The organism is Pseudomonas sp. GT1P32, assembly GCF_054897805.1.
Genome location: NZ_CM142704.1, coordinates 3,504,498 through 3,517,961, shown reverse-complemented (window position 1 = coordinate 3,517,961; position 13,464 = coordinate 3,504,498). Strand labels below are relative to the sequence as shown.

The window sequence follows — 13,464 nt, the reverse complement described above, 5'->3', positions numbered from 1 at the left end:
TACGTATCAGGTGCATTTGGCCGGTTCTGCCGTGAAACCGCCAAAAGTGATGATTAAGCGCCTAAGCTGACTCATTCAAAACAATACCTGGCACCCCAAGGTGCCAAAAAGGAGAAAGCATGCTCGAGCTCACTCTAGAGCAGATTTCCATGGGCCAGTCGGCCGTGGACAAGTCCGCAGCACTGCATTTGTTGGCGCAGCATCTGGTCAACGACGGCCTGGTCGCCGAAGGTTATCTCGCCGGTTTGCAGGCGCGTGAAGCCCAGGGCTCGACCTTTCTCGGTCAAGGTATTGCCATCCCCCACGGTACGCCGCAAACCCGCGACCAGGTGTTTTCCACCGGCGTGCGCTTGATGCAATTCCCTGAAGGCGTGGATTGGGGCGACGGTCAGATCGTCTACCTGGCGATCGGCATTGCGGCCAAATCCGATGAACATTTGCGCCTGTTGCAACTGCTGACCCGCGCCCTCGGCGAAACCGATCTGGGCCAGGCCCTGCGTCGCGCCAGTTCTGCCGAAGCGTTGCTGAAACTGCTGCAAGGCGCGCCGCAGGAGCTGGCGCTGGATGCGCAGATGATCGGCCTCGGGGTGTCGGCTGATGACTTCGAAGAACTGGTCTGGCGCGGTGCCCGTTTGCTGCGTCAGGCGGATTGTGTGAGCAATGGTTTTTCTGCGGTTTTGCAGCAAGTCGACGCGTTGCCGCTGGGCGACGGTTTGTGGTGGTTGCACAGCGAGCAAACGGTGAAGCGTCCGGGCCTGGCGTTTGTCACGCCGGACAAACCGATGCGCTACCTCGGCCAGCCGCTCAGTGGTTTGTTCTGTCTGGCCAGCTTGGGCGAGGCGCACCAGGCGTTGCTCGAACGCCTTTGCGCGTTGCTGATCGAAGGCCGTGGTCATGAACTGGGGCGCGCCACCAGCAGCCGTAAAGTCCTCGAAGTGCTCGGCGGTGAACTGCCGGCGGACTGGCCGAGCGCACGCATTGCGCTGGCCAATGCCCACGGTTTGCATGCGCGCCCGGCGAAGATCCTCGCGCAACTGGCGAAGAGTTTTGAAGGCGAAATTCGTGTGCGCATCGTCGATGGCCAAGACAGCGCAGTGTCGGTGAAAAGCTTGAGCAAACTGCTCAGCCTCGGCGCCCGTCGCGGTCAGGTGCTGGAATTCATCGCCGAGCCGAGCATCGCCGCCGATGCCTTGCCAGCGTTGTTGGCAGCCATCGAAGAGGGGCTGGGTGAAGAAGTCGAACCCTTGCCTGCCGTGAGCCAGCAGCGCGAAGTGATTGCCGAGGTGGCCGAAGTGCTGTTCGCCCCGGCGTCTGGCAGCCTGGTTCAGGCCATTCCCGCCGCACCGGGCATCGCCATCGGCCCGGCGCATATTCAAGTGCTGCAAACCATCGAATACCCGCTGCGCGGGGAGTCCGCCGCCATTGAGCGCGAGCGTCTCCAGCAAGCGCTGGCGCACGTGCGTCGCGACATCGAAGGCTTGATCGAGCGCAGCAAATCCAAAGCCATTCGCGAAATCTTCATCACTCACCAAGAAATGCTCGACGACCCGGAACTGACCGATGAAGTCGAGACTCGCCTCAAGCAGGGTGAAAGCGCCGAAGCGGCGTGGATGGCGGTGATCGAAGCGGCGGCGAAACAACAGGAGTCGCTGCAGGATGCATTGCTTGCCGAGCGTGCGGCGGACTTGCGCGATATCGGCCGTCGCGTGTTGGCGCAACTGAGCGGCGTCGAAACCCCGAGCGAACCTGATCAACCGTACATTCTGGTGATGGACGAAGTCGGTCCTTCCGACGTGGCACGTCTCGATCCGACCCGTGTCGCCGGCATTCTCACCGCCCGTGGCGGCGCCACCGCGCACAGCGCCATCGTCGCCCGTGCGCTGGGTATTCCGGCATTGGTCGGCGCAGGTGCGGCAGTGCTGCTGCTGGCGCCGGGCACGCCGTTGCTGCTCGATGGCCAACGCGGTCGCCTGCACGTGGACGCCGACGCGGCGACCTTGCAGCGCGCCACCGAAGAACGCGACACCCGCGAGCAACGCTTGAAAGCCGCTGCCGAACAGCGTCATCAACCGGCGCTGACCACCGACGGCCATGCGGTCGAAGTGTTCGCCAACATCGGCGAAAGCGCGGGCGTCACCAGCGCGGTGGAGCAGGGCGCCGAAGGCATTGGCCTGCTGCGCACCGAACTGATTTTCATGGCCCACTCGCAGGCGCCGGACGAAGCGACTCAGGAAGTCGAATACCGCCGTGTGCTCGATGGCCTCGCCGGTCGGCCACTGGTGGTGCGCACCCTCGACGTTGGCGGCGACAAGCCGCTGCCGTATTGGCCGATCGAGAAAGAAGAAAACCCGTTCCTCGGCGTGCGCGGCATTCGCCTGACCTTGCAGCGTCCGCACATCATGGAAGCGCAATTGCGCGCCTTGCTGCGTGCCGCTGACAACCGTCCGCTGCGCATCATGTTCCCGATGGTCGGCAGCGTTGACGAGTGGCGTCAGGCCCGAGATATGACTGAGCGCTTGCGTCTGGAAATCCCGGTGGCGGACCTGCAACTGGGGATCATGATCGAAGTGCCGTCGGCCGCACTGCTGGCGCCGGTGTTGGCCAAAGAGGTCGATTTCTTCAGCGTCGGCACCAACGACCTCACCCAATACACCCTGGCCATCGACCGTGGCCATCCGACCTTGTCGGCCCAGGCTGACGGCTTGCACCCGGCGGTGCTGCAACTGATCGACATCACCGTGCGCGCGGCCCATGCCCATGGCAAATGGGTCGGTGTGTGCGGCGAACTGGCGGCGGATCCGTTGGCGGTGCCGGTGCTGGTCGGCCTCGGTGTAGACGAGTTGAGCGTGTCGGGCCGCAGCATTGCCGAGGTCAAGGCGCGCATCCGCGAACTCAGCCTGACCCAGACTCAAACCCTTGCCCGACAGGCCCTGGCCGTGGGCAGCGCCAATGAAGTGCGCGCATTAGTGGAGGCCCTGTAATGGCCAAGATCCTGACCCTGACCCTCAACCCGGCGCTGGACCTGACGGTGCAGTTGCCGCGCCTTGAGCCCGGCCAGGTCAATCGCAGCGACGAGATGCACACCCACGCCGCCGGTAAAGGCGTGAACGTGGCGCAGGTGCTGGCAGACCTCGGGCATTCGCTCACCGTCAGCGGTTTTCTCGGCGAGGACAACCTTCAGGCGTTCGAAACCCTGTTCGCCAAGCGCGGTTTTGTCGACGCGTTTATCCGCGTTCCCGGTGAGACCCGCAGCAACCTCAAACTGGCGGAAAGCGACGGGCGCATCACCGACATCAACGGCCCTGGACCGAAGGTCAGCGAAGCGGCGCAGCAGGCGTTGCTCGATCGACTGGATCAGATTGCGCCAGGGCATGATGCGGTGGTCGTGGCCGGCAGTCTGCCGCAAGGCGTCAGTCCTGAATGGTTGCAGGCGTTGGTTCAGCGCTTGAAAAACCTCGGGTTGAACGTCGCGCTTGATACCAGTGGCGAAGCATTGCGGGCGGCGCTCAAGGCCGGTCCGTGGCTGATCAAACCGAACACCGAAGAGCTGGCCGAAGTGCTCGGCTGCGAGGTTGTTTCGGTGGCGGCTCAAGCCGAAGCTGCGAGCCGTTTGCACACGCAAGGCATCGAACACGTGGTGATTTCCCACGGCGCCGACGGTGTGAACTGGTTCAGTGTCGGTTCGGCGCTGCACGCCACGCCGCCCAAGGTCAGCGTCGCCAGCACCGTGGGTGCGGGGGATTCGTTACTGGCCGGCATGCTCCATGGTCTGCTCAGTGCCGATACGCCGGAACAGACTTTGCGCACTGCTACGGCGATTGCGGCGATGGCGGTCACGCAGATCGGTTTCGGTATCGGCGATGCGGCGCAGTTGGCGCGGCTCGAACAGGGTGTGCGCGTGCGCCCCCTGACAGAACAATAAGAGGGTTTGTCATGAAGTTAGCCATCGTTACGGCTTGCCCCAACGGCATGGTCACCAGCGTGCTGTGCGCCCGATTGCTCGATGCCGCGGCGCAGCGTCAGGGCTGGAGCACCAGTGTCGAAGTGGTGGATGTGGCGCACCCGGAACGCCAGTTGTCGGCGGCCACGATCGAGGCCGCCGAGTGGGTGTTGCTGGTCACCAGCGCGCCGGTGGATATGTCGCGATTCGTCGGCAAGCGCGTGTTCCAAAGCACTCCGGCACACGCCCTGCAAGATGTCGAAGCAGTGCTGCGACGCGGTGCCGAAGAAGCGCAGGTTTACGCCGCAACCGAAGCCACCGTCGAACCTGCAACCGTTACCCAAAGCGCCCCGCGCCTGGTCGCGATCACCGCGTGCCCGACCGGCGTCGCTCATACTTTCATGGCCGCTGAAGCCCTGCAGCAAGCGGCCAAGCGATTGGGCTATGACCTGCTGATCGAAACCCAGGGCTCGGTCGGTGCGCGCAATCCGTTGAGCGCCGCCGCGATTGCCGACGCGGACGTGGTGCTGCTGGCCTGCGATATCGAAGTCGCGACCGAGCGTTTTGCCGGCAAGAAAATCTACCGTTGCGGCACGGGCATCGCCTTGAAGCAAGCCGAAGCGACGCTGAATAAAGCACTGGCCGAAGGCAAACAGGAAAGCGCTGCGACCGGGGCCAAAGGCCCGGCCAAGCAAGAGAAGACCGGCGTCTACAAACACCTGCTGACCGGCGTGTCGTTCATGCTGCCAATGGTGGTGGCTGGCGGTCTGATGATCGCCTTGTCGTTCGTGTTCGGCATCACCGCGTTCAAGGAAGAAGGCACACTCGCCGCCGCGCTGATGCAGATCGGCGGCGAGACCGCGTTCAAGCTGATGGTGCCGCTGCTGGCGGGCTACATCGCCTACTCGATTGCCGACCGCCCAGGCCTGGCGCCGGGGATGATTGGCGGCTTGCTGGCGAGCACGTTGGGTGCCGGTTTCATCGGCGGGATCATTGCCGGTTTCATCGCCGGTTACGCGGCGCAGGCGATCAACCGTTACGCGCGATTGCCGCAAAGCCTTGAAGCGCTGAAACCGATCCTGATCATCCCGTTGCTGGCGAGTCTGTTCACCGGGTTGGTGATGATCTACGTGGTCGGCAAACCGGTGGCCGGGATGCTCTCCGGGCTCACGCATTTCCTCGACAGCATGGGCACCACCAACGCGATTCTGCTCGGCGTGTTGTTGGGCGCAATGATGTGCGTCGACTTGGGCGGGCCAATCAACAAAGCCGCTTATGCGTTCTCGGTGGGGCTGCTGGCGTCCCAGAGTTATGCGCCGATGGCCGCGACCATGGCCGCCGGGATGGTGCCGCCGATTGGCCTGGGTATTGCCACGTTCATTGCCCGGCGCAAGTTCGCCCAGACTGAGCGCGAGGCGGGTAAAGCGGCGTTGGTGCTGGGGCTGTGCTTCATCTCCGAAGGCGCGATTCCGTTTGCCGCCAAGGACCCGTTGCGGGTGATTCCGGCAAGCATCGCCGGCGGTGCGCTGACCGGTGCGTTGTCGATGTACTTCGGCTGCAAACTGATGGCGCCGCACGGTGGATTGTTCGTGTTGGCGATCCCGAATGCGATCAACCATGCGCTGCTTTATTTGCTGGCGATTGTTGCGGGGAGTTTGCTGACGGCGGTGGTTTATGCGGTGGTCAAACGGCCTGAGGTTGTTGAACTGGCAATAGAGCCCGTCAGCGCATAACCCACCTTTGTAGGAGCCAGCTTGCTGGCGATGGCGGTATTGAAATTGTCATCGCCGGCAAGCCGGCTCCTACAAGGTTGTGGCGATCACAAAACGCGTGAACGACACGGATCTGTAGGAGCAAGCTTGCTCGCGATAGCGGTTTCCCAGCCTGCATAGTTCCTGAATGCTAAACCGCTCTCGCTCCCACAGTGGGGCTGGTTTGTTTTCGGAGTCATGCCTCATTTCTCCTTGAATCCGGGCAGGCCTTGAGCTGCTCGCCACTCTTTTACCGTCCGAGTAATGCCCTCCGGGGAATTGTCCGCCCCCGCTTCTGGGTAGTAGATTAAGTCCGAGCCGTCAGGGTGCTCACTTATTTTCTCGAAATGCAGCAGTAGCAGATCAGCACGATCGTCTGTTTCGGCTTCTGCATCTTCCTTGGCCAATTCTTTTAGCAGCCCGATGAATTCTGCTTCTGTGTACTGCGAAAAACTATCTTTCAGAAGTGTGTCTGTCATGGCTCGCCTATTCGCTCCGGTGAATGTCAATGTGGTTTCTTGGAGTGTTAACTCGCAAGTTGTCGACGTCATACACCTCTCCACCTTTCGACACAGAGTCGAGATGGTGCAGTTCATAAGACAGCCTACCGCCAACTCTATCGGCCTTTCTAACCCGTGGAGCCCGGCCTGCTTTCATCCGACTCACGTTCTGTTTGATGAACTGATCAGCAACCATCGACTTTGAAATCACCTCCCAAAATGCTGATCTGAATTTATCGAAACTTTTGAAGTTACGGCCTCTTAATGCATCAGCAATTTCTGTGGGGATCGGCGCCCCCACGCCGGAATTTGCCCCCGCCAGCCAAATACCCGAAACATCTTCACCCACCCCCGTAACACCGCCCGGCTCATACCGTGCATTGAGCACAATGTAGATTGGCTCAAGCCCGGCATCCGCCGGAAACCAGATAATTGCATCCAGGTACTCGGGAGGATGCTGCGGGTTCACCAGTATCTTGTCGGCCTGTTCCGTGGGCGGGTACACCCATACGGTGGGCAACTGCGGGGCGCCTTCCAGCGCCGGGATACTCGGTGCGTCTTCGGGATTCGCGGCTGGCGTCCAAGTCAGGCCGATGCCGTTGCCGAGGTCGGCGATGAACTGCTCGCCGTACTTTCGGGCCTTGATGATGGGGACAAACTCCCAGTCTTTTTTCCCGCCGGTGTAGAAGCCGTAGGCGTTGACCGCGCCATCCGGCAAGGTTTTTACATTGACGCGAACGCGGGTTCGTCCCGCCTCCAGTGCCGCGTACTGTTCGTTTTTGTAGAAGGCGCTGTCGGGCGAAAGGTGGGTGTTGGGCATTAGCAGCGCCACTGTCCCGACGGCTGCCCCGGTCGTCACCACTGAACCCGTCAGTGATAGGGCGAGCGAACCACCGAGGCGTAGGGCCAAGGCGTTGCCCGTCGCCGAGCCGGCCACCCATTTAAGCGGTGTGCCTTCGGCGGTAATCGCCGCGCCGGTGCCCAGTACAGCCCACAACCCGTAGTCAGCCAGTTTCTCGACGGGGACATAACCGGCGTGGTTGTTGTGATTGATGACACCGTCCGGGAGGTTGCAGCTTTTGGCGAACACGCAACCTTTGAATTGCGAATCGGACGTTGTGTCGAGTGTGACCTGTTGTGTTTTTCGACGGACCTGCCAACGGGCATTGGCATCCAGTTCATGCTGTTCGTTCTTGGCGGATACCGCTGCGCCAGCATCCTGGAAGGCTTGCACTTCCACCCGCGTGGGTAGTTGTCTTGGGGCGGGCAGATAGTCCGGGGATTCCGGGAAACCGAGCTTTTTCATCAGCGCTTCTTTTTCGTCCTTGGACAATCCCGGCATGTAGCCGGGTTTGCCTCGACCCTATCCGGGACGCTCAGGCGTAGGCGTTAGGACGTTTCCTAAAAGTGGCGCTGAAATTTCCTATTTCATGGTGTTGCAGGGTGCTGTGGTGGTGAGTCAGTAAGACCGCGTTATCGTTCTTCGCGGGCAAGCCACGCTCCCACAGGGTTTGTGTTGAGCACAAAATTTGTGAACGCTATAAATCCTGTGGGAGCGTGCGATGCGGCGACCCGACTTGCCCGCGATGGGGCCGGCGGCAACACTGCTAAATCGTGGTTTTGTACTCATTTTCCCGTTGTGACGCCCGCGCTTGAACCACATCCAGCACAGCACAGCCTTCACGCATCAGCAGATGCACGGCGCGGGTGACCCGCGTCAGATCACAGTCGGAAATGTTTTTCAGATTCAGGCTGGTCAGCGTGTCTGCCAAATCGCGAACCACGGTGAAGCGATGCATGGCGCAGGCAGTGAGTTCACTGAGTTCTTTGTGGGTGTTGACGAAGAGCACCGGTGTTTCGGCGTCGTAGGTATCGATGGGGAGGTAACGCGGCATGACTTGGAACATGATGGAACTCCTGTAATTGGAGCTACCACCTCTCGCGGCCAAACGGAGAAGGTGGCAGCCATACGCGGGTTGGCCGACCGGGTACAGGAACCGGCACACCCGAAGGTGTCCCACGCACAGCTGCCATAACACAACGCCTCAGGCACAAAGTGCCTGAGGTGGTGTTGCTACGCTGTAGCGTTTCTGCACCGACCGGCCAAGGTCGTTCGCGGGTGTTTTCCGCGAGCCCGAACTATGGAGTCGATACCGAAACGCGGCAACAAGATACGTTGTAGGAAACGTCTTGAAAAGTTGTGTGCCTCACGGTGATCATTTCCACGCTCTGCGTGGGAACCCAACCCTGTGGGAGCAAGCCTGCTCCCGAACTCGATTTTTCTGTCAGCGACGTTGTTGAATGTTAAGCCGCCGTTCAGGTGGGGGATGCTGAAGGCTCACATGTAGCTGCTGATATACAGCATTAGGTTCCTGGGCAATTTTCTCGGTAAGAAAAGATCAATTGCCGCAATCTGCTTGGCGGTTAGAAGATGGCTCGCCATTGCATCCTCTTCCTGATGCCAAGCCATTATCGGCATCAGGACATCCGTGGTAACAGTCGGGGGCAAATTGATCTCGAATACAGCCAAGTCGCTGCCTTCATCTATTCCGTAAATCTGAAACTTCAAATCATATTTCATGGTTCAACCTTCCTGGTACTGTTTGCTGGCTTTTGCGTCCCGGTCTCCGATTTGATTACCGAGGTGTGATCCCCGGCAGCACGTTCAGCAAAATGTAGATAGGCTCTACACCTGCATCGGCAGAAAATGAGCCTGAGGGAGCCTCGAAACTACTTGGGTCGCTCAGGCGCTGACGTTAGGACGTTTCCCAAATGCAGCGCTGAAATTTCCTATTCCTTGATAGGACCAGGAGCCGCGATGAAAAATCAGAGCGAATACCCGCCGGTCTGAAATTGCAGGGTTGCCCTGCAACATAGAATCTTCCACAGGGATCTGTGGTGTTGGCCGATTTCTGTGTCACGCCCGGGTCACACGGCCATGTTTAAGTTTTCCTTTTTCAGGGAGAACACCATGAGCGAATTCAACCTCGGTCGCCGTCGTGTCATGCAAGCGGTCGGCGCCGGGATTCTGCTTCCCGGTCTTGCGCCGGCGGTGATTGCCTCGGTCAAGGATCGGCCGCAACTCACCGATGGCGTGCAGTCCGGCGACGTGCTGGGCGACCGGGCGATGGTCTGGAGCCGCAGCGATCGTGCGGCGCGGATGGTGGTGGAATGGGACACCCGTAGTCTGTTCACCAACCCTCGGCGTTTTGTCTCGCCACTGGCTGATGCCCGCAGCGATTTCACCGCGCGGGTCGAGCTCACCGGTCTGCCCGCCGACCAGGCGATTTTCTATCGCGTGCATTTCGAAGACGCCCAGAGCGGCGTCACCAGCGAACCCTGGTTTGGCCACTTGCGCAGCGTGCCGCAAACCCGGCGCGACATCCGTTTCGTCTGGAGCGGCGATACCGTTGGCCAGGGTTTCGGCATCAACCCGGACATCGGCGGCATGCGCATCTACGAAGCCATGCGTATGCGCCTGCCGGACTTCTTTATCCACAGCGGTGACACCATCTACGCTGACGGCCCGGTGCCGGCACAACTTGTGACTGAAAGTGGTCGCGTGTGGCGCAACATCACCAGCGACGCCAAGAGCAAAGTCGCCGAAACCCTCGACGAGTATCGCGGTAATTACCGCTACAACCTGATGGACGAAAACGTCCGTCGCTTCAACGCCGAAGTGCCGCAGATCTGGCAGTGGGACGACCACGAAGTGGTCAACAACTGGTCACCGGGCAAGCAACTGGATGAGCGTTACCAGAGCAAGGATATCCACAGCCTGGTAGGTCGAGCACGTCAGGCGTGGCTGGAATATGCGCCTATGCGTTTGCAGAGCGCGGATAACGGCGGGCGGATCTATCGCAAGATCGGTTATGGGCCGATGCTGGATGTGTTTGTGCTCGACATGCGCAGTTATCGCGAGGCCAATGATGACAACCTCGGTGCAGCCAAACCCTTTCTCGGGCGCGAACAACTGGACTGGCTCAAGCATGAATTGAAAGCCTCCAGCGCCCAGTGGAAAGTCATTGCCGCCGACATGCCGATCGGTCTCGGCGTACCCGACGGCGAAGTCAGCCCTGGCGTGGCGCGCTGGGAAGCGGTGGCCAATGGTGATCCGGGCGCGGCCCAGGGGCGTGAGCTGGAAATCGCTGAATTGCTCGGTTATCTGCGGGCGCAACAGGTGCGCAATTTCGTGTTCCTGACGGCGGATGTGCATTACTGCGCGGCGCATCACTACCATCCGGATCGTGCCGCGTTCCAGGATTTCGAACCGTTTTGGGAGTTTGTTGCCGGGCCGTTGAACGCGGGGAGCTACGGGCCTAATCCGCTGGATAAAACCTTCGGGCCTGAAGTGGTGTTCGAGAAGGCGCCGCCGGCGCAGAACACGTCGCCGTTTGCCGGGTTTCAGTTTTTTGGCGAGGTGAATATTGAGGGGGCGACGGGGGAGATGAGTGTGGTGTTGCGGGATCTGGATGGGGTGAGTGTGTTTGAGCAGAAGTTGCAGCCACAATGACTTGTAGGAGCCAGCTTGCTGGCGATGGCGGTTTTGATATCGCCATCGCCAGCAAGCTGGCTCCTACAGGGGGGAGGGGGTCAGTAGACGTCGCGGCGGTAGCGGCCTTGCTCGATCAAGCGCTCAACCTCTTCAACCCCGAGCACTTCGTTGAGTACCTGATCCACCCCTGAAGCCATTCCCTGCAAGCTGCCGCAGATGTAAATGACGGCACCGTCAGCCAGCCATTGCTTGAGCAAACCGGCGGATTCGCGCAGGCGATCCTGCACGTAGATTTTCTCGGCCTGATCCCGCGAAAACGCCAGGTCCAGCCGTTCCAGATCCCCTGAAATCAACCACTCTTCAAGCTCGTCGCGGCACAAGTAGTCGTGCTCGCGATTGCGCTCGCCAAACAACAGCCAATGACGTTGCTGCCCATCGGCGATCCGCGCCTTGAGCAAACTGCGCAGCCCGGCCAGGCCGGTGCCGTTGCCCAGCAGGATCATCGGCAGCGGTTCGACCGGAAGATGGAAACCGCTGTTGCGACGCACCCGCAGGCTGATGGTGCTGCCCACCGGCGCGTGTTCGGTCAGCCATCCGGAGCCGATACCCAGGCTGCCGTCGGGGTGCAGTTCCTGGCGCACGATCAGTTCCAGCACACCGTCGGCGGCAATCGAGGCGATGGAGTATTCGCGCATGGCCAACGGCACCAGTGCGTCCACCAGCGCTTGCGCATGCAAGCCGACAAGGTGCGTGCGGTTCTCGGGTAATTGTCGAGTCGCAAGTGCTTGTTCCAGCGCTTGCGACAGGCCATCGAGTATCACCGAGGCGCGACCGTCGATCCCGAGGCCATCGAGGAAATGCTCGATCGCCCACGGGCAGTTACGCGGCAACACTTCCACCAGATCACCGGCCAGCCAACTGCTGGTGGTCGGTGCGCTGAGGCCCAACAGGTACACCGGCGAGCCACTGCTGTCCGGGTTCATCACGTCGCGACGGCTCAGCGTCCAGTTGTCGTAGCTCGGCGCTTGCCAGGTGTCCACAGGGGCCTGTCCGGTCAGCAGACCGAGTTGCTGCTGCCAGTGACGCAAGGCGTAGGGGTCGCCGCAGTCGACTTCCACCGGCGCGAACAGGTGCTTGCCGCCGTGATCGCCAAGCCAGGCATGCAAGCGTCGGGCGAAACCGCAGAAGTGTTGATACTGCCGGTCACCCAATCCAAGCACCGCATAATTCAGGCTCTCCAGGCTCAATGCCCGGCCCAGCACTTTGCGTTCGAAACCACGGGCGCTGTCCGGCGCTTCGCCGTCGCCGAAGGTGCTGACGACGAACAGCGCGTTGCTGGAATGACGCAGGTCTTGCTCGCTGACGCTGGCCAGTGGCTGAACCTTCACCGGCAGGCCTGCTGCCTGCAGTTGGCCGGCGGTCTGCCACGCCAGTTGTTCGGCAAACCCGCTTTGGCTGGCGAAGCCGATCAGCCACGCCGGAGCATCGCTGTCCGGTTGTTCGAGGCCTTTGCGGGCGTCCTTGATCTGCTTTTTCTTGCGTCGACGATCGAGGTACAGCAACCAGCCCGTGACGAAAAACAGCGGCATGGTCAGCGCGCTGAGCGTCAGGACGATCCGCCCGACAATCCCGAAGTAACTGCCGACGTGCAGCGCGTAGATGCTCGTCAGCAGTTGCGCCTTGAAGCTTTTGTCGCTGTAGCGGTCGTGGCGTTTGACGACGCCGGTGGCCGGATCGAGGGAGATCTGGTTCAGCGCGCGGTCGTGGGGCGAGGTGGTCAACAGGTAGAACACCGTCGCGGGTTGCCCGGCCACGGGCGGCATACGAATGTTGTACGCACTCAATGCCGGGCCGGCAGCGCTGTAAATGCTGCTCCACATCGATGCGTAATCGGCCGTCGGTGCCGGGCCTTCCGGTGCCGGGCCACGATTGCGAACGCGTTCATTTTGCGGCGCATCGGACAGCAATCGGGTCAGGCCCTTGTTGTACCACTCATAGGACCAGGACAACCCGGTCAGCGCTGCCAACAGATAAAACACCAGGCACCAGGTGCCGGCCACCGAGTGCAAATCCCAGTTGAAGCTGCGGCCTGTTTTCTTCCAGTCGAGGGTCAGCCAGGCGCGCCAGCTTTTCCATTGACGCGGCCAGCGCAGGTACAGGCCGGACAGGCAGAAGAACAGCAGAATCAGCGTGCACGCGCCGGTGATCTGCCGACCGGTATCGCCCATGGCGAGGAAGCGGTGCAGTTGCAGCATCAGGTCGAAGAAACCCTGGCCGGTGGCGTCGCCCATGAACTCGGCGGTGTACGGGTCGAAGTAGCGCATTTCCCCGCGACGCTCACCCGGTGGCGGGGTGAAAACCACCCGTGCGGCGTTGCCGCTGTCGGTGTCGACCCAGAGCATCGAGACTTTCTTGCCCGATGCGCCCTCGATTTTTTCCACCAGTTCAGCAGGCGGCAGCACACCGGCAACCTGTTTCTCGACCTGCAACACCGACGGGTTGAGTGCGCGCAGGATTTCATCCTCAAACGACACTATCGCCCCGGTGATGCCCATGAGGGCCAAAACCAGCCCGGCACTGATACCGAAAAACCAGTGCAACTGGAACAGGGTTTTCTTCAACACGTCACTCGCCTTGTTCGTTCGAAATTGTCATCACGGCGCGCATTATGCCGTGGGCTGTCGAGAAGCATTCTTTTTTACGCACAAAAGCCCCGTTCATGGAGATGAACGGGGCTTGGGCTATTCGCCCGTCACTCCTGTGCGGGAGCGAGTTTCA

9 protein-coding genes are annotated in these 13,464 nt (G+C 60.8%); 4 read left to right on the top strand and 5 right to left on the bottom strand.

Annotation, left to right across the window (positions count from 1 at the left end; all coding sequences use genetic code 11):
- Nucleotides 1-119: 119 nt before the first annotated feature.
- The 3 genes from ptsP to ACYZUC_RS16180 are packed head-to-tail and all read left to right on the top strand — an operon-like array spanning nt 120 to nt 5,673.
- On the top strand, nt 120-2,981 hold the full coding sequence (gene ptsP, locus ACYZUC_RS16190) for a phosphoenolpyruvate--protein phosphotransferase (RefSeq protein WP_461989290.1): 2,862 nt from the start codon (nt 120-122) through the stop codon (nt 2,979-2,981).
- Nucleotides 2,981-3,922, top strand: coding sequence for a 1-phosphofructokinase (pfkB, locus tag ACYZUC_RS16185; RefSeq protein WP_461989289.1), 942 nt, complete (start codon nt 2,981-2,983; stop codon nt 3,920-3,922). Before ptsP ends, pfkB begins: the two co-directional genes overlap by 1 nt.
- 11 nt (nt 3,923-3,933) lie before the next feature.
- Nucleotides 3,934-5,673 (top strand): PTS fructose-like transporter subunit IIB, encoded by a 1,740-nt coding sequence (locus ACYZUC_RS16180; RefSeq protein WP_461989287.1) that lies wholly within the window; start codon nt 3,934-3,936, stop codon nt 5,671-5,673.
- 221 nt (nt 5,674-5,894) lie between these two features.
- Here ACYZUC_RS16180 and ACYZUC_RS16175 read toward each other — a convergent pair whose 3' ends face one another.
- From ACYZUC_RS16175 to ACYZUC_RS16160, 4 genes are all read right to left on the bottom strand, one after another.
- The gene (locus ACYZUC_RS16175; protein ID WP_461989285.1) at nt 5,895-6,170 is read right to left on the bottom strand and encodes a bacteriocin immunity protein; all 276 of its coding nucleotides are present in this window, start codon (nt 6,168-6,170) and stop codon (nt 5,895-5,897) included.
- 7 nt (nt 6,171-6,177) lie between these two features.
- Nucleotides 6,178-7,533: an S-type pyocin domain-containing protein gene (locus ACYZUC_RS16170; RefSeq protein WP_461989283.1), complete on the bottom strand. Its 1,356-nt coding sequence runs from the start codon at nt 7,531-7,533 to the stop codon at nt 6,178-6,180.
- Nucleotides 7,534-7,798: 265 nt separating this feature from the next.
- Nucleotides 7,799-8,098 carry a hypothetical protein gene (locus ACYZUC_RS16165; protein ID WP_192417411.1) on the bottom strand — a complete coding sequence of 100 codons (300 nt, stop codon included), beginning with the start codon at nt 8,096-8,098 and terminating at the stop codon, nt 7,799-7,801.
- A gap of 431 nt (nt 8,099-8,529) precedes the next feature.
- Nucleotides 8,530-8,772: a pyocin S6 family toxin immunity protein gene (locus tag ACYZUC_RS16160; protein WP_461989281.1), complete on the bottom strand. Its 243-nt coding sequence runs from the start codon at nt 8,770-8,772 to the stop codon at nt 8,530-8,532.
- A gap of 390 nt (nt 8,773-9,162) precedes the next feature.
- Between ACYZUC_RS16160 and ACYZUC_RS16155 the strand changes: the two genes are divergently transcribed.
- Nucleotides 9,163-10,704 (top strand): alkaline phosphatase D family protein, encoded by a 1,542-nt coding sequence (locus ACYZUC_RS16155; RefSeq protein ID WP_461989279.1) that lies wholly within the window; start codon nt 9,163-9,165, stop codon nt 10,702-10,704.
- An 80-nt stretch (nt 10,705-10,784) separates the two neighbouring features.
- Here the strand turns inward: ACYZUC_RS16155 and ACYZUC_RS16150 are convergent, their stop codons facing one another.
- Nucleotides 10,785-13,310, bottom strand: coding sequence for a PepSY domain-containing protein (locus ACYZUC_RS16150; RefSeq protein ID WP_461989277.1), 2,526 nt, complete (start codon nt 13,308-13,310; stop codon nt 10,785-10,787).
- Nucleotides 13,311-13,464 lie beyond the last annotated feature (154 nt).